At 64.3% G+C, this 16,955-nt stretch carries 14 protein-coding genes, 1 pseudogene and 1 riboswitch; of the genes and pseudogenes, 13 read left to right on the top strand and 2 right to left on the bottom strand.

Features of this window, described 5'->3' with window-relative positions; genetic code table 11:
- Positions 1 to 116: 116 nt before the first annotated feature.
- The 12 genes and pseudogenes from H7X45_RS01560 (at position 117) to H7X45_RS01615 (ending at position 14,099) form a co-directional block, all read left to right on the top strand.
- Positions 117 to 1,052, top strand: a complete 936-nt coding sequence (locus tag H7X45_RS01560) for a D-alanine--D-alanine ligase (RefSeq protein ID WP_187335827.1) — start codon at positions 117 to 119, stop codon at positions 1,050 to 1,052.
- Positions 1,049 to 1,990: a cell division protein FtsQ/DivIB gene (locus H7X45_RS01565; RefSeq protein ID WP_187335828.1), complete on the top strand. Its 942-nt coding sequence runs from the start codon at positions 1,049 to 1,051 to the stop codon at positions 1,988 to 1,990. The genes H7X45_RS01560 and H7X45_RS01565 overlap by 4 nt, the downstream gene beginning before the upstream one ends.
- Positions 1,990 to 3,252, top strand: coding sequence for a cell division protein FtsA (ftsA, locus tag H7X45_RS01570; protein WP_187335829.1), 1,263 nt, complete (start codon positions 1,990 to 1,992; stop codon positions 3,250 to 3,252). Before H7X45_RS01565 ends, ftsA begins: the two co-directional genes overlap by 1 nt.
- 126 nt (positions 3,253 to 3,378) lie before the next feature.
- Positions 3,379 to 4,902 carry a cell division protein FtsZ gene (ftsZ, locus tag H7X45_RS01575; RefSeq protein WP_187335830.1) on the top strand — a complete coding sequence of 508 codons (1,524 nt, stop codon included), beginning with the start codon at positions 3,379 to 3,381 and terminating at the stop codon, positions 4,900 to 4,902.
- A 117-nt stretch (positions 4,903 to 5,019) separates the two neighbouring features.
- Positions 5,020 to 6,930 (top strand): tetratricopeptide repeat protein, encoded by a 1,911-nt coding sequence (locus H7X45_RS01580; RefSeq protein ID WP_187335831.1) that lies wholly within the window; start codon positions 5,020 to 5,022, stop codon positions 6,928 to 6,930.
- Entirely contained in the window at positions 6,888 to 8,096 is a 1,209-nt protein-coding gene (locus H7X45_RS01585) for a deoxyguanosinetriphosphate triphosphohydrolase (RefSeq protein WP_246449559.1), read from the top strand. Before H7X45_RS01580 ends, H7X45_RS01585 begins: the two co-directional genes overlap by 43 nt.
- 47 nt (positions 8,097 to 8,143) lie before the next feature.
- Positions 8,144 to 8,238: riboswitch (glycine riboswitch) on the top strand.
- A 169-nt stretch (positions 8,239 to 8,407) separates the two neighbouring features.
- The gene (gene gcvT, locus H7X45_RS01590) at positions 8,408 to 9,598 is read left to right on the top strand and encodes a glycine cleavage system aminomethyltransferase GcvT (protein ID WP_187335832.1); all 1,191 of its coding nucleotides are present in this window, start codon (positions 8,408 to 8,410) and stop codon (positions 9,596 to 9,598) included.
- Between the two features lies 1 nt (position 9,599).
- Positions 9,600 to 9,971: a glycine cleavage system protein GcvH gene (gene gcvH, locus H7X45_RS01595; RefSeq protein ID WP_187335833.1), complete on the top strand. Its 372-nt coding sequence runs from the start codon at positions 9,600 to 9,602 to the stop codon at positions 9,969 to 9,971.
- A gap of 101 nt (positions 9,972 to 10,072) precedes the next feature.
- Positions 10,073 to 11,431: an aminomethyl-transferring glycine dehydrogenase subunit GcvPA gene (gene gcvPA / locus H7X45_RS01600; RefSeq protein ID WP_187335834.1), complete on the top strand. Its 1,359-nt coding sequence runs from the start codon at positions 10,073 to 10,075 to the stop codon at positions 11,429 to 11,431.
- Positions 11,428 to 12,999, top strand: a complete 1,572-nt coding sequence (gene gcvPB / locus H7X45_RS01605) for an aminomethyl-transferring glycine dehydrogenase subunit GcvPB (RefSeq protein ID WP_187335835.1) — start codon at positions 11,428 to 11,430, stop codon at positions 12,997 to 12,999. The genes gcvPA and gcvPB overlap by 4 nt, the downstream gene beginning before the upstream one ends.
- A gap of 1 nt (position 13,000) precedes the next feature.
- Positions 13,001 to 13,462 carry an ABA4-like family protein gene (locus tag H7X45_RS01610; RefSeq protein ID WP_187335836.1) on the top strand — a complete coding sequence of 154 codons (462 nt, stop codon included), beginning with the start codon at positions 13,001 to 13,003 and terminating at the stop codon, positions 13,460 to 13,462.
- Positions 13,459 to 14,099, top strand: a pseudogene (locus tag H7X45_RS01615) (DUF938 domain-containing protein). The gene H7X45_RS01610 and the pseudogene H7X45_RS01615 overlap by 4 nt, the downstream one beginning before the upstream one ends.
- Positions 14,100 to 14,117: 18 nt before the next feature.
- On the opposite strand, the gene H7X45_RS01620 reads toward H7X45_RS01615, so the two are convergent.
- The gene (locus tag H7X45_RS01620) at positions 14,118 to 15,047 is read right to left on the bottom strand and encodes a DMT family transporter (RefSeq protein WP_246449561.1); all 930 of its coding nucleotides are present in this window, start codon (positions 15,045 to 15,047) and stop codon (positions 14,118 to 14,120) included.
- A 49-nt stretch (positions 15,048 to 15,096) separates the two neighbouring features.
- On the opposite strand from H7X45_RS01620, the gene H7X45_RS01625 reads away from it, so the two are divergent.
- Positions 15,097 to 15,321, top strand: coding sequence for a hypothetical protein (locus H7X45_RS01625; protein ID WP_187335837.1), 225 nt, complete (start codon positions 15,097 to 15,099; stop codon positions 15,319 to 15,321).
- Between the two features lie 17 nt (positions 15,322 to 15,338).
- Here H7X45_RS01625 and H7X45_RS01630 read toward each other — a convergent pair whose 3' ends face one another.
- The gene (locus H7X45_RS01630) at positions 15,339 to 16,868 is read right to left on the bottom strand and encodes a TadA family conjugal transfer-associated ATPase (protein ID WP_187335838.1); all 1,530 of its coding nucleotides are present in this window, start codon (positions 16,866 to 16,868) and stop codon (positions 15,339 to 15,341) included.
- Positions 16,869 to 16,955: the final 87 nt, after the last annotated feature.

Below are 16,955 nucleotides of genomic sequence, written 5' to 3' on the forward strand. Positions count from 1 at the left end.
TTGCGCTGATACCCCAACCGTCAGTCCTGAGCTTGTCGAAGGACGTTTCTCGAACGCAGAGCCGGGCTTCGACAAGCTCAGCCCTTACGGAATTGTGGGCCATCGCGGAATTTTGAATGTCTGATCGTAAACTCCACGTCGCCGTTTTGATGGGTGGTTGGTCCGCCGAACGTGAGGTGTCGCTGATGAGCGGCAAGGGCGTGGCGGACGCGCTGGAATCGCGCGGGCACACCGTCACGCGGATCGATATGGACCGCAATGTTGCCGCGGTGATTGCGGAGGTGCGGCCCGATGTCGTGTTCAACGCGCTACACGGCACGCCGGGCGAGGACGGGCGCGTGCAAGGCATGCTCGATCTGATGCAGGTCCCTTATACGCATAGTGGCATGACGACCTCCGTCATCGCGATCGACAAGCAGCTCACCAAGAACGAACTGCTGCCCCACGGCATTCCCATGCCGGAGGGCCGTATCGTCGATAGCGAAGGCCTGTATTCAGGAGATCCGTTCCCGCGGCCCTATGTGCTGAAGCCGGTGAACGAAGGCAGCTCGGTCGGTGTCGCCATCGTCCGCGAAGGCGGCAATTATGGCAATCCCATCGGCCGCGATATGAAGGGCCCGTGGCAGGAGTTCGATCAACTCCTCGCCGAACCGTTCATCAAGGGACGCGAGCTGACGACGGCAGTGGTCGGCGGGGAGCCGTTGATGGTGACCGAACTCGTCACATCCAGCGGCTTCTACGATTACGACGCGAAATATACCGAAGGCGTCACGCGCCACATCTGCCCCGCCGAAATCCCTCAGGATATTGCGGAGTATTGCAAGGAACTGGCGCTCAAGGCGCATCACATTCTCGGCTGCAAGGGTCCCTCGCGCTCCGACTTCCGGTGGGATGACGAGCTGGGCCGCGACGGTCTGTTCCTGCTGGAAGTGAACACTCAGCCCGGCATGACACCGCTCAGCCTAGTGCCTGAACAGGCCAAGGCTGCAGGTATCGACTATGCCGAGCTGGTGGAGCGCATCGTACGCGAGGCGCTGGAGCAGGCCGCATGACACGCGCCGCCACCAAGGCCAGCATCAAGCGCGGGTCCAGGCCGGTCAAGGCACGCAAGAAGCAGTCCAGCCGCAAGGTGAAGCGCGTTTCCGCGCTGGACCGGATGATCAAGCTGCTGCCCTTCACGCAGGAGCAAATGCAGCGCGCGCTCACATGGGCGATCGTGGCGCTGACCGCCATCGCGCTGATCGTGGCGGCCAATCTCAGCGGTTTCAGCGCACAGGTTTACCAGCAATATGCCCATATGGCGGCGAAGGCCGGGTTCGAGGTTAAGAATGTCGAGGTAAGCGGCATCCGCCGGGTCGACGAGCTCAAGGTGTATGACATCGTACTGGCGCAGAAGGACCGTGCGATGCCGCTGGTCGACGTCGGTGAGATCCGGCGCGATCTAATGCAGAATGGCTGGATTGGAGAGGCGCGGGTGTCGCGGCGTCTGCCGGATACGCTGGTGGTGGACCTTAGCGAACGCAGCCCTGCCGCTGTCTGGAAAAATGGCGATCGGCTGGCGCTTATCGACGCGCAGGGCCATGTGCTGGAGCCGATCGTGCCGGAGCACAAGCCAAACCTGCCGATGCTGATCGGTCCGGATGCCAATCTGAAAGCCGTCGCACTATCGAAGTTGCTCGATGCCGCGCCGGCTCTGAAACCCCAGATTGCCGGGGCCGAATGGATCGGCAACCGTCGCTGGAACCTTCAGTTCAAGACCGGTGAAACGCTGGCGCTGCCGGAGGGACGGGACGTTTCGGCCGGGGCGCTGGTGAAGTTCGCCAAGATGGACGGTAAGAACCGCCTGCTCGGCAGTCGCTTTACCTATTTCGATTTTCGCGACCCGACCAAGGGCTATATGCGGTTGAAGTCCGGCGATGATCTCTCCGAAGACGCGGTCACGGGCAAGGCGGGGCAGGGGGAAGCCTCCGGCGAAGGGGAGAATGGCTGATGCCAGCGCCTAAGGTGGAGCGGCTGATTACCGCGCTCGATATCGGATCTTCCAAGATTTCCGCCCTCATCGCCGGGGTGACCGAAGAAGGCAAACTCACCGTTCTCGGCACCGGCCAGCGCGAAAGCCGTGGTGTGAAGCGCGGATATGTCACCGACGTTCAGGCCGCCGAGCTCGCCGTGCGCACCGCGGTAGAACAGGCGGAGCGCATGGCCGGCATCAATATCGACCGTGTCCATGTTGCCTTCAGCGCAGGGGGGCTGACGAGCCGCGTCACGACCATGGAGGTCGATCTGTCCGGCCACCGCGTTGCGCAGGAGCATGTCGATTATCTGTTGGCGAGTGGCCAGCAGGGCATCGACCCGGAAGGCAAGTTGATCCTGCATGCGCAGCCCGCGCTTTACACGCTGGACGGAGTCGAGGGCATCCGCAATCCCAAGGGGCTGCACGCCGATCAGCTGAGCGTGGATATCCACGTTCTGCTCGGCGATCCGGCGCCGGTCCGCAATATCGACATGACGGTGCGCGCCGCGCATCTGGAAGTGGATGCGGTGGTGGCGGCGCCGATTGCCGCGGGCATGGCCTGCCTGACCGAGGAAGAGCGCGAACTGGGCGTTGCGCTGGTGGAGCTTGGTGCATCGGTCACCAACGTTGCGCTGTTTGCGGGCGGCATGCTGGTCGATCTCGCCACCATTCCCTTCGGCGCGGCCGACATTACCGACGATATTGCCAGCGCCTTTGGTATCCGCCGGATGCAGGCCGAGCGGATGAAATGTTTCCACGGCTCCGCGCTTACCAATCCGCGCGACAATCATGATGTGATCGATGTCGATCGCGGCCAGAACGAAGAGGAGCCAGCAGAGGGCGGGCGCGTCACCAAGGCGCAGCTGAACAGTGTCATCCGGCAGCGACTCGACCATCTGATCGGCGAGATACGCGGCGCCCTGAAGGATCTCGGCTTCTCCGGCCCGGTTGGACGTCAAGTGGTGCTGACCGGCGGCGGCGCTGAACTGAAGGGGATCGCAGACTACGCGCAGTCGGCGCTGGGGCGCACCGTGCGCATCGGCAAGCCTGCCGGACTTCGCGGCCTGCCGGAGGCGCATGCCGGCCCCGCCTTCGGAACGCTGGCGGGCCTTATCCTTTACGCAAAAAACGAGCCGCTGGATCTGCGCTCGCTAAGCACGATGACGCAGCAAAGCTATCGGCAGGCTTCGCCGGGTCTGGTCCAGCGTCTTGTCCACGCATTTCGAGCGAATTTCTGACCATATGTTGCCGCGCAGACCTTTATCCGCCTCGACAAGCTTAATAAGGGGATGCGAGCGCACGGCTTTTATGCCAAGTAACAGCAATGTCATGACAGGGCCGATCGGCCGAGGGGACCTTAAACGATGAGTATCAATATCGGACCGCCCTCCGTGGACGAATTGAAGCCGAAAATTGCCGTGATCGGCGTAGGCGGCGCAGGCGGCAATGCGATCGCGAACATGATCGCCGCCAATGTTGAAGGCGTCGATTTCGTCGTCGCCAATACCGACGCGCAGGCGCTGAACAGCTCGGTGGCCGAACATCGCATTCAGCTGGGCCCGGACATCACGCAGGGTCTTGGTGCCGGATCGCGCCCCGAAGTCGGCCGCGCTGCCGCCGAAGAGACGCTGGACCAGGTCAAGTCCGCGCTGGAAGGCGCGCATATGTGCTTCATCGCCGCCGGTATGGGCGGGGGCACCGGCACGGGCGCCGCACCGGTGATCGCGCAGGCCGCGCGTGAGATGAACATCCTGACCGTCGGCGTTGTCACCAAGCCCTTTACCTTCGAAGGCACGCGCCGCATGCGCTCGGCCGATGCGGGGATCGAGGAGCTGCAAAAGAATGTCGACACGCTGATCGTCATTCCGAACCAGAACCTGTTCCTGGTCGCCAACCCGAACACCACGTTCAAGGAAGCCTTCCTGCTGGCCGACGAAGTGCTGCAGCAGGGCGTACGCGGAATCACCGACCTCATGGTCATGCCCGGCCTCATCAACCTCGACTTTGCCGACGTTCGCTCGGTGATGCACGAGATGGGCAAGGCGATGATGGGCACCGGCGAAGCCGAGGGCGATGGCCGTGCGCTGGAAGCGGCGGAAAAGGCAATTGCCAACCCGCTGCTCGACGGTGTGTCGATGCAAGGTGCCAAGGGCGTCATCGTTTCCATCACGGGCGGCGAGGATATGCGCCTGATGGAAGTGGACGAGGCCGCGAACCACATTCGCGAGCTGGTCGATCCGGATGCGAACATCATCTGGGGTTCGGCATTCAACGAAAATCTGGACGGCAAAATTCGCGTGTCCGTGGTAGCCACCGGCATCGATAGCGAGGGCAGCAACGCCGCGCCGAGCCGCAGCTTCGCATTCCCGAACTCGCGTCCCGCCCAGGCGGCGGCTCCTGAACGGGTCGAGGCACCCGAACCTGCTGCCGAAGAACCTGCTCCGCGCAAGGACGTTTTTGCGGACGTACCGCAGCCGCAGGCAGAAGCGCCCGAGGCGGAAGAGCCGCTCGACCTGTCTTCCGATCAGCAGGCAGATGAGCCCGTGGCGGAAGAGCCCGCTCCTGCGCCCGAAGCCAAGCCGATCTTCGGCCGCCGCGAAGAGCCGAAGCCGGCAGAAGACACGCTCGAGCTGAGCGGTGGTACTGCACCGGAAGCCGAGAAGGACGAGGAAGCTGCGCGGAAGCCTGTGCTGCGTCCCGGTGGCAGCGATGCGCCTGCGCGTCCGGCACCGCGCATCGGAAGCGGTGGCGGCGGTACGCTATTCGAACGGATGTCCAACCTCTCGCGTGGTCTGGGCAAAGAAGAAGATTCGCAGGAATCGGACGGCGATGACGGTGATCCGCTGAATATTCCACGATTCCTGGGGCGCCAGAACAACCAGCGCTGATACCGAATGGTGGCGGAGGCAATCTGGGTTGCGGTTCAACCGGCGCCTCCGTCGCCTCGCCGCCTTGCGGGGCCGGATGATTTGCGTGCCGGCCCCGAACGCGCGATATAGCATCACATGAAAGCATTCTGGATTTCCGCGGCCATGGCTCTGCTCGCCGTGTCCGCTCCTGCCGCCGCGCAGGATTATGGTGATGATCAGGCGGCCGCCACCGAACTGCGTAATGCGATCGAGCGGCTGGCACGCTCGCCCACCGACGGCGATGCGCTTCTCGATGCGGGCAATGCCGCGCTGATCCTGCGCGATTATGATAGCGCGCTGCGTTTCTTTTCGCGGGCCGAGGCGATCCAGCCTTCGAGCGGGCGGGTGAAAGCCGGACTCGCTACTGCGCAGCTCTACAACGAAAACCCGGTGGAAGCGCTGAAGCTCTACGATCAGGCAATCGCACTCGGCATATCGGAACGCTCGATCGCGGCGGACCGTGGCCTGGCCATGGATCTTGTCGGCAACAACGCGCAGGCGCAGGCCGAATATGCGCTCGGGTCCACGGCGATTAGCACCGATAATCTGATCATTCGGCAGGCGGTATCGTTCGGCCTGTCCGGCGATCAGAAGCGCGCCGAGGCCTTGCTTAACCCGCTCTTGTCGCAGAACAACCCGCTCGCCTGGCGCGCGCGCGCCTTCATTTTGGCGTCCAATGGCGATGTGTCGGAAGCAACCCGGATCGTGCGCGGATTTCTCGATGCCCGCTCGACCGCGGCCATGCAGTCCTATCTCGAACGCATGCCGCAGCTTACCCGCGCGCAGCAGGCGGCGGTGATCCATTACGGGCATTTTCCCGCCGACGCGCAGGTGGGCCGGGACAGCGCGGCGGTGCGTGCAATCGCCTCCGCCAACAGCGCAGCGCGTCCCGGCGCGGCGACGCAGGATAGCGGGCTCATCCCGTCCGGTGAGCCATTGGGCCGACGCACCCGCACGCGCGCAGAGGCATCGGTCCCGGCTAAGCCCACGCGTGCGGAACGCCGCGCTGCCGCGCAGGCCCAGCGCGAGGCAGCGCGAACGGCCCGCGCTGCAACCGCGCCGCGCGAATTGCCGGCGGTTGCGACGCGCACGGCTGCGCCGGCGCAGCCCCGGACTGCCAATGCAGCGCCCGCGCCCAGCGAGCAATCGGCCGTTTCCGCGGAAACTTCCATGGCTGCGAAGACCAGCACGGCGGGCGAGCTTCCCGCAATTTCTCAGCCCGTCGCGACCAGCGCGGCGGCTGCGACGCAGCCTCCTGCCGCCGAGGTACAGACCGCGGCGGTTGGGCCTGGCTTCGAAGCGCTCGGTAATCCCGAAGGACTGGCCGAATGGAACGCCCAGCAGAGCGCTCCTGCTGCCGCGACTGCGCAGCCCACGGTTGTCGCATCTATCGACAGCAATGAACCGGCCGCCGCGTCGCAGTCCGCTGTCGCCGACACGGCAGGCAGCCGCGAAAGCCTGAACGCCATCGTTCGCGCCATCGATATTCCGGCACAGGAGCGGACGCGCAACGTCTTCGCAGAAGATCTTGCGCGCTTGGAGCAGTACAAGAATGCCAAGCCGCTCGGCCCCGCGCCGACCCAGAGCAAGGCGGCTGAACCGTCACCTTTTGCCAGCCTCAAAAAGATCCCGGAGGGCGCCAAGCCCCTGGACGCGGCGGACAAGAAGGCCGCCAACAAGGCGGAGAAACCGGCTGCCTCCTCGACCAAATCGGCAGAGAAGAAGCCGGCGGCGAAGGAAGAGCCTGCGCGCAACTGGGTGCAGATCGCCACGGGCGCTAGCGGCGCGATGAAAGGCGAATATCGCCGCCTGTCGCGCGGCAAGACCGAACTGTTCAAAGGGCAGAAGGGTTGGACGTCTCCGTTCAAGACACAGGAGCGCCTTCTCGTCGGACCATTTGATTCGATCGGCGCTGCACGCGACTGGCTGAAGAAATTTCAAGACGCCGGCGGCGACGGTTTTGCATGGAACAGCGGGGCGGGAACCGCCGTCACGCCGCTGCCCTGACGGTCATGACCGGGGCGAGCTATGCCAGCGATCCGGCGGCCAGCCGTGGGCGCCTTCATGCCGAAGAAGGCGGGCTGCTGCGCGGACCGCGCGATCCGTTCCAGCGAGACCGCGATCGGATCATCCACTCGATCGCCTTCCGCCGCCTGCGCCACAAGACACAGGTTTTCGTGTCGCCCGATGGCGATCATTTCCGCGTTCGGTTGACGCACAGCCTGGAGGTGGCGCAGATCGGGCGAACCATCGCCCGCGCGCTGGGGCTGAACGAAGATCTGACCGAGGCGCTCTGCCTTGCCCATGATATTGGCCATCCGCCTTTCGGCCATGCCGGGGAAGATGCGCTGCAGGCGGCGCTCGAAGGCCATGGCGGGTTCGATCACAACGCGCACACGATCCGCGTGCTAACCGAACTCGAATCGCCTTATCCGCGCTGGAACGGCCTCAATCTCGGTTGGGAGTTGCTGGAAGGGCTGGCCAAGCATAACGGCCCGGTGGCGCAGCCTAGCTGGGCGCTGGCGCAGGCGAATGCGGCTTTCGATCTTGAGCTGGATCGCTGGCCCTCGCTGGAAGCGCAAGTGGCGGCGATTGCGGACGATATCGCTTATGACAATCACGACATCGACGACGGCATCCGCGCGGGCATCCTGTCGGTCGAGCAGCTGACCGAACTGCCCTTCGTCGCGCAGCGCTGGGCCACCATTCAAAAGAAGTTCGCGGACGTTCCGGCCGATCGCCTCGTCTCCGAACTCGTTCGCCAGCAGATCGGTGCGATGGTGAACGACGTGATCGAGCGCGCCCGCGCCAATATCGCGGCTGAGCGGATCGAAAGCGTGGCCGATGTGCGCGGCGCGGACAGGGTGCTTGTGGAATTCTCCCCCGCAATGACCGAGCGGGAGCGGACGCTAAAGAAGTTCATGTACGCCAATCTCTACCATCACCGGACGCAATTGCGTGCGGCGGAGGCGGCGCGGCGCATCGTGGCCGATCTGTTCGCAGCATACCGTGCCGATCCGTCGCTGATGACGGGCGGCTGGGCGGAGAGCGTTCCGGCAGAGGAGCCGGCACGCAGCCGGCACATCGCCGATTATCTGGCGGGTATGACCGATCGCTTCGCCGAGACCCAGGCCCTGCGCATATATGGGGATAAGCCGCGCGGGGCCGATTGACTCCGCGCGCTGCATGCGTCACTCCGCGCTTGCTACCGCTTTCAGCGGACGTCGCTACGGGAGAGCACCGGCCATCACGGCCCGGTCACCGAAGGAGCAACCGCCCCGGAATCTCTCAGGTCAGTCGGACCGTAGCGATGGATCAGGCACTCTGGAAAGCGCGCGCTCCTTATGGAGCTCGCCACCGAAGGGGTAAGCGTGGACAGGCAAAGGCCGCCCGCGAAAGCTCTCAGGTTCCGTGACAGAGGGGGTAGGTGGATGCGCCGTCATCGGCGATCCGTCTGCATTCGACCCCTTGGAAGGAGCCGGCGATGAGTGAAGAACTGGACGATATCGAACAGCCCGAAGAGCCGCAGACGCTGCCGCTCGATGCCTGGCATCGCGCCGCGGGCGGGCGGATGGTGCCGTTCGCCGGTTATCACATGCCGGTGCAATATGAAGGGATCATGGCCGAACATCTGTGGACGCGTGAGCGCGCCGGATTGTTCGACGTCAGCCATATGGGGCAGGTGCTTCTGACCGGCGAGGACGTGGCGGGCGCGCTCGAAAAGCTGTTGCCCGGCGATCTGCACGGCCTGAAGGCGGGCCGCATGCGCTACTCGCTGCTGCTGGCCGAAGATGGCGGCATCCTGGACGATCTGATGGTCACCCGGCTGCCTTCCGCCGAGGCGTTCGGCGGCGAAGAGGGCGACAGCGAATCGAATGGCGGCGAGGCCTTTTACATCGTCGTCAACGGCGCGGTGAAATATGACGATATCGGCTTCATGCGCGAGCATCTGCCCGATGAGGTGACGATCAATCATCTGGAAGATCACGCGTTGCTGGCGCTGCAGGGCCCGGCTGCCGGCGAGGCGCTGGCGGAAATCCTGAGCGGCACCGATCAGCTGTATTTCATGCAAGCAGCTGCGTTCGACTGGGATAGCGTGCCGCTATGGATCAGCCGCTCGGGCTATACCGGCGAGGACGGGTTCGAAATCAGCCTGCCCGCGAGCGAAGCCGAGCGCTTCGCTTCGGCGCTGACGGCGCTGGACCAGGTGAAACCTGTCGGTCTCGGCGCGCGCGATTCGCTGCGGCTTGAGGCGGGTTTGCCGCTTTACGGCCACGACCTGACGCCCGAGACCACGCCGATGGCGGGCGATCTTGGTTTTGCGCTGTCCAAGCGGCGGCGCGAAGAAGGCGGCTTCCACGGCGCGGAACGGGTGCTTGGCGAGCATCGCGACGGCCCCGCCACCAAGCGCGTCGGAATTCGCGTCGAAGGGCGCCAGCCGGTGCGCGAGGGCGCCGAGGTGGTGGACGCAGACGGCGCGGTCGTCGGTCATGTAACCAGCGGCGGCCATGCCCCGACGCTCGGAACGCCGATCGCGATGGCTATGGTGCCCGCGGCGCTGGCGGAGCCGGAAACGCGCATCATTATTCGCCAGCGCGGCAAGGATTTCACGGGCACGGTTGCCAAAATGCCCTTCGTCCCCCAGCGCTATCGCCGACCATCGAAAGGGAGCTGAGATGAAACGTTACTTTACCGAAGATCATGAGTGGATCGCCGTCGAAGGCGACGAGGCGACGGTCGGCATCACCGATTATGCGCAGCAGCAGTTGGGCGATGTGGTGTTCGTCGAAGTGCCGGACAGCGGCGCGATGCTGAAAAAGGGCAATGACGCCGCCGTGGTCGAATCGGTAAAGGCGGCGTCCGATGTCTATGCGCCGGTGAGCTGCGAAGTGCTGGAAGGCAATGACGCGCTGGGCGATGAGCCGGGGCTCGTCAATTCGGACCCGGAGGGTGAGGGCTGGTTCTTCAAGCTGCGCTTGGAGAACAAGGACGAACTTGACGACTTGATGGATGAGGCTGCGTACAAGGAATATGTCGCAGGCCTCTAAAATTTAACGAAAACCGAAGTCCTGAGTTTGTCGACCGGCGTTTTTCGAACACGAGAGACGCCATTCGACAGGTTCGGGGCTCACGGGCTTTGGGAGCATTCATGCGCTATCTTCCGCAAACCGATCATGACCGCGAAGCCATGCTGGCCCGTATCGGCGCCAGCTCGATCGACGACTTGTTCGTTGACGTGCCCGAGGAGGCACGGCTCGACGGGCCGATCCAGGACCTGCCGATGCACGCCAGCGAAATGGCGGTGGAACGGCATATGTCACGGCTGGCGGCGCAGAACCTGGCGGCGGGCAGCGGCCCGTTCTTTCTGGGCGCAGGTGCCTATCGCCATCATGTTCCGGCCAGCGTCGATCATCTGATCCAGCGCGGCGAGTTACTGACGGCCTATACGCCCTATCAGCCCGAAATCGCGCAGGGCACGTTGCAGGTCCTGTTCGAATTTCAGACGCAGGTTGCTCGCCTGTTCGGCATGGATGTGGCCAACGCGTCGATGTACGACGGCTCGACCGCCTGCTGGGAAGCGATCACCATGGCGCGGCGCGTCACCAAGCGCGCCACTGCGCTGGTGAGCAGCGGCGTCCATCCGCATTATGTCTCGGTCGCCAAGACCATGGCGCGCTTTACCAAGGACAAGATCGTCTACCGTGCGCCGGAACTGCAAGCCCGAACCGACTGGGCCCAGTTGGCCGATCAGGTGGACGGCGACACCAATTGCGTGGTCGTGCAATATCCCGACATCCTCGGCCGGATCGAGGATATGCGTGCGCTCGCCAAGACCTGCGCGGAACACAAGGCGCTGCTGATCGCGGTCGTGACCGAGCCGGTCGCGATGGGCGCGGTCGTATCGCCCGGTGAAATGGGCGCCGACATCGTCGTCGGTGAGGGGCAGTCGATCGGCGTCGGCCTGCAATTCGGCGGTCCCTATGTCGGCCTGTTCGCCTGTAAGCAGAAATATGTGCGCCAGATGCCTGGACGCCTGTGCGGCGAGACGGTGGACGCTGACGGCAAGCGCGGCTTCGTGCTGACGCTGTCGACGCGCGAACAGCATATCCGCCGCGAGAAGGCGACGAGCAATATTTGCACGAATTCAGGGCTTTGCGCGCTGGCCTTCTCAATCCACATGACGTTACTGGGTGAAAAAGGCATCCGCCAGATCGCTGCGATCAATCATGAAAAGGCGGTGATCTGCGCCAACCGGCTTTCCAAGATCCCCGGCGTCCGTGTGGTCAACGATCTGTTTTTCAACGAGTTCGCTATCGAACTTCCCAAAGACTCGCGCGAAATCGTGCGCGATCTGGCAGATCAGGGCGTGCTGGCGGGCGTATCGCTGAGCCGCCTTTATGCGGATGAGCCGGGCCTCTCCAAAGGTCTGCTCGTCGCGGTCACCGAGATGGTGGACGAAGAGGATATCGAGGCGCTGGCCAAGGCGCTGGAAGGAGCACTGGCATGAGCATGAACAAGCAGGGCCGCCAGACGCAGCCGCGTGATAGCGCCGCCTCCGATCCGCATCCCACCGCCACCGGCAACCGTGCGTTGATGCTGGAAGAGCCGCTGATCTTCGAGATCGGCGACAGCGAGCGGACCGGCGTCGATTGGCCCGCCGATTGCTGGGGCGAATCGCGCCTCGGCGATCTGGCGCGCAAGGAGCCGTTCGATCTGCCCGGCCTCTCCGAGCCGGAGACGATCCGCCATTACACCCGGCTCAGCCGTCAGAATTACGGCATCGATCTGGGCCTGTTCCCGCTCGGCAGCTGCACGATGAAGCACAATCCGCGGCTGAACGAAAAGGTCGCCCGGCTGCCCGGTTTCGCGGATATCCATCCGCTGCAGCCGGTGGCCAGCGTGCAGGGCGCGCTCGGCGTTATTCACGAGCTTGCCGACTGGCTGAAGAAGCTGACCGGCATGCCCGCCGTCGCGATGAGCCCCAAAGCGGGCGCGCATGGCGAGCTGTGCGGCATTCTTGCGATCCGTGCAGCGCTCGAAAAGCGAGGCGATGCGCGCGAAGTGATCCTGGTGCCGGAGAGCGCGCACGGCACCAATCCCGCCACCGCCGCCTTCGCCGGCTATGCGGTGGAGGATATTCCGGCGACCGAGGACGGCCGCGTCGATTTCGATGCGCTAGTCGAAAGGCTCGGTCCGGATGTCGCGGGCGTCATGATTACCAACCCCAATACCTGCGGGCTGTTCGAGCGCGACATGAAGCGCATTTCGGATGCGGTCCACGAGGCCGGCGGTTTCGTCTATTGCGACGGCGCCAACTTCAACGCCATCGTCGGGCGCGTGCGTCCGGGCGATCTCGGCATCGACGCGATGCACATCAATCTGCACAAAACCTTCTCCACCCCCCATGGCGGCGGCGGCCCCGGTTCGGGCCCCGTGGTATTCTCCGAAGCGCTGGCGCCGTTCGCGCCGTTGCCCTTCGTCGAGCAGGCCAAGGACGGCAGCTTCCGCCTGGTCGAGGAAGAAACCGCCGAGGATCATCACGCCGATAGCTTCGGCCGGATGACGGCATTCCACGGCCAGATGGGCATGTTCACCCGCGCGCTTGCGTACATCATGAGCCACGGTGCGGATGGCCTGCGCCAGGTTTCCGAGGATGCGGTATTGAACGCCAACTATGTTCTGCGTTCGATGGAAGACATGCTCGAAGCGCCGTTCGCGAAGAGCGGCCCGTGCATGCACGAGGCCCTGTTCAGCGACAAGGGCGTGGCCGAGGGCTTCTCCACCGTCGACATCGCCAAGGCGCTGATCGACGAGGGTTTCCACCCGATGACCATGTATTTCCCGCTGGTGGTCCACGGCGCGATGCTGATCGAGCCGACCGAGACCGAGAGCAAGGCCGGGCTGGACGAGTTCCTCCATGCGCTCCGTTCGGTGGTGGAGCGGGCGAAGGCGGGCGACGAAAGCCTGCACGGCGCGCCCTATCACGCGCCGCGCCGCCGCCTCGACGAAACCATGGCGGCGCGCAAGCCCGTGCTGACCTATGAGAAGCCGGAAGGGGCAATCGCGGCGGAATGATATGAGCTGGGAGACGCTCTTCTCGCTCGCCAATATCCTCGCTCTGGGCGGCTGGGCGCTCCTCATTTTCGCGCCGCGCGCAGCGCTGACCTTTTCGGCGATCACCTATCTGGGCGTCGGTCTGCTCTGCCTGATCTACGTCGTCGGTCTGGGCGGCCTTTTGAGCGGTCTGATCGATCCGGGCGGTCCAAATGTGCCGCTGACCGACTATAGCGTCGCGGGGCTACAGGCGGCGATGTTCAAGAACCCGGGCGGCACGGTGATCGGTTGGACGCATTATCTCGCGTTCGATCTGTTCATCGGCATGTGGATTGCGCGCGACGCCGATGCGAAGGGCTTCGGCCGGATCTGGCAGGCGCCGATTCTGCTGCTCACCTTTCTGGCCGGCCCGCTGGGGCTGCTGATCTGGCTGGCGCTGCGTGAACCGGCCGCGCGCAGGGCCCAGCCGAGGCGCAAGAAATGAGCGGCCCGGAACCCTGGGTGCCCGAACCGGGCGAGGCGCAGGGCAAACAGCATGCGCCCGCCACGCTGCGCAACCGCGCCGCGATTGCCGAGGTGCTGGCCGAATGGCTACCGGAAACCGGCCGCGTGCTGGAAGTGGCCAGCGGATCGGGCGAGCATATCGTTTATTTCGCCAGCCATTTCCCTGCGCTCCGCTGGCAACCGAGCGACCCCCAGCCCGCGGCGCAGCGCTCGATCGCGGCCTGGACGGGCGAGGCGCGACTGGCGAATGTAGAGCCGCCGATCGCGCTCGATGCGCGCGCCGAGCATTGGGATGTCGCCCACATCGATGCCGTGCTTTGCATCAACATGGTCCATATCAGCCCATGGGAAGCGACCGAGGGCCTATTCGCGGGCGCCGCGCGGTGCTGCCGCCGGGCGCCCCCTTGATCCTCTACGGTCCGTTCCTGGAGACCGACGTCGAAACGGCCGACAGCAACCTGTCTTTCGGCGCCTCGCTCAAGGCTCGCGATCCGCGCTGGGGCTTGCGCGATCTGGGCGAGATCACCGCACTGGCGCAGCAGCACGGATTTGCGGCGCCCGACCGCCGTGCCATGCCCGCCAACAATCTGATGCTGCGGTTCGTGCGGGAAGCTTAGACCCCCGCGCGTTCGCGATCAGCGCACCGGCGGGCGAATTGCGGCGGCGCGGCGGGCGAGCCGGTGTTCGCGCCAGACGATATAAATCCCGCTCGCGATAATCAGCGGCGCACCGAACCAGGTGGCCGTGGCGGGAATTTCGGCAAACAGCCAATAGCCGTAGAGCGCGGACCAGATGAGGCCGGTATAATCCATCGGCAGCACGATCGCGACGGGCGCCATTCGCAGCGCACCGGTCAGGCAAAGTTGCCCGATCGCGCCGAGCAGGCCGATCCCGGCAATGATCGCCCAGGTCAGCGGATCGTGAACCGTCCCGATGAACAGCATGGCGATGCCCAGCGGGAGAAGCGATGTCAGGCTGAACCAGAACACGATGGTCAGCGTCGGCTCCGTCCGGCCGAGCTGTCGGATCTGGATCGTCACCGCCGCCGTCATCAGCGCGCCGAAAACGCCGGCTGCCACCCCCAGCACGGGCAACGCGCCGCCGCCGGGCTGCACCACGATTAACACGCCGATGAACCCGACGACCACCGCGCTCCAGCGGTGGCGGCCGGTCGGCTCTTTGAGCACCAGCGCGGCGAGAACGGTGGTAAGGATCGGCACGGCGAAGAAGATCGTCGTCGCCTCGGCCAGCGGCAGCAGCGTCATGGTCCAGAAATTCAGGCTCATGGCGGCGATACCGAGCAGCATGCGGACGCCATGGCCGAGCGGGCGGGCGGTGCGTAGACTTTCCCAGCGGCCGCTACGTGCCAGCAGAAGAAGGATCGCCGGCACCGCAAACAGCTGCCGATAGAACACGCTCTCGAAAATACTCACGCCGCGCGTCTGGGCCAGCTTCACCAGCGCCAGCATGGCAGAAATCGCGGCCATCGAGACTAAGCGCAGCGCCGCCCCGGCGATCGCGCGCTGTTCGGGCTGCTGGTCGGTGGGGGGTGGGGGCGCGTTCACGTCGCCGCCCTAGAGCAGGCTCGCCTTCGATCAAACCTTGAAACCGGCCGTGCCATCCGCATCTGTACCGCCGATGGAGCTATTCAGCTGGAACCCTTGGGCGCTGGTCGCCGCAATCGCGCTCGGTCTGTTACTGATTTCGATCGTGGGCGATCATCGGCGTCGGAAGCGCCGCGATTTCAACCGACCGGGCTTCATGCCCTGGCCGTTCATCACGGTGATGAGCGGGATCGTCTTCCTGTTCGGTACCGCGCTGGCAATCAAACTCGGCTGAAAGGAGTTGGAGCCGGTCTAGAGGCAGGCTTCCAGATAGGGCTGGTCGAACCCGAACTGCTTGGCCTTGTCCAGCGTATAGGGGCGAAGGCCCGAACTGGCATATTCGCCCACGATCATGCCTTCGGCATCCTCGTCCAGATAGTTGAACTTAAACAGATCCTGCGTGACGATGACGTCGCCTTCCATGCCGATCACCTCGGTGATCTGCGTGGTGCGGCGGCTGCCGTCGCGAAGGCGCTTCACCTGCACGATCAAATCGACCGATTCGGCGATCTGGCGGCTGATCGCCTCTTTCGGAATCTTGATGTCGCCCATCAGGATCATGTTCTCCATACGCGCCAGGCATTCGCGCGGGGAGTTGGCGTGGAGCGTACACATGGAGCCGTCATGGCCCGTGTTCATGGCGGCGAGCAGATCGAAGCACTCGCTGCCGCGAATTTCGCCCAGAATGATGCGATCGGGGCGCATACGCAGTGCGTTCTTGACGAGATCGCCAATGGTGATCGCGCCGTCGCCCTCCAGATTCGGCGGACGGGTTTCCAGCGGCAGCCAATGCGGCTGCTGCAGGCGAAGTTCGGCTGCGTCCTCGATCGTCAATACGCGCTCGCCCGGATCGATCATCTTGGACAGGGCGTTCAGCATCGTCGTCTTACCGGAGCCGGTACCGCCGGAAATCACCACGTTCATGCGGCTGGCGCCCGCGATCTTGAGCGCGGTGCACATCTTCTCGTTCATCGACCCGTAGCCCTTCAGCATATCGAGCGTGATCGGCTTTTCGGAGAATTTACGAATTGAGATGGCGGTGCCACGAAGGCTGAGCGGCGGCACGATGACGTTGACACGGCTGCCGTCCTTAAGGCGCGCGTCGGCCAGCGGCGTGGTCTGGTCAACGCGGCGGCCGACCTGGTTCACGATGCGCTGTGCGATCTGGAACAGATGCTCCTCATCGCGGAACTGCGTGGGGGCGAGGGTAAGCTTGCCCTTCTTTTCGATGTAGGTCTGGAACGGGCCGTTCACCATGATGTCCGAGACATCCGGATCGGACAGAAGCTCTTCCAGCGGACCGAAGCCCAGAAGCTCATCGACCAGCACTTTTTCCAGCGCGAACTGTTCGCGCCGGTTGAGGGTAAGCTTGAGTTCGGCCAGCACTTCCAGGATGATCGGCCGGAATTCCTCCGTCAGTTCTTCCTTGTTGAGCGTAGAGGCGGCTTCCGGATCGACGCGTTCAAGAAGGCGCGGCAGCACCTGTTCCTTGATGCGGTGAACGGACGCTTCGAAGCCTTCGCCCTGTTTGCCGGTTTCGGAAACCGAGGTGGCCCGCTCGGTGAGCCGGTTCATGGCATCCATCGATGCGGTAGGCGGCGAGGTGCCGATATCCAGCGAATCGAGCGGCGGAAACTGTTCCCCACCTACAGGGGGCGCAGGCGGCGGGGGCGGCGGGGCATCAGTCCCGCGCGGGTGCGGTGCGCCGCCGCTCATCGGCCTTGCTACGCCGAAGCTGGGTCGCCCGCCGGAGGGGCCGTTGCGTTTGCCGAAAGCGCTCATCGATCAATGCTCGGATATTGCGTCATGGATGACGGGAGCTAAGCGAAAAGGGTAAACAAATCCGAAAGCATATCGCGCTTTGCCAAG

Source organism: Novosphingopyxis iocasae (assembly GCF_014334095.1).
Lineage (GTDB): Bacteria > Pseudomonadota > Alphaproteobacteria > Sphingomonadales > Sphingomonadaceae > Novosphingopyxis > Novosphingopyxis iocasae.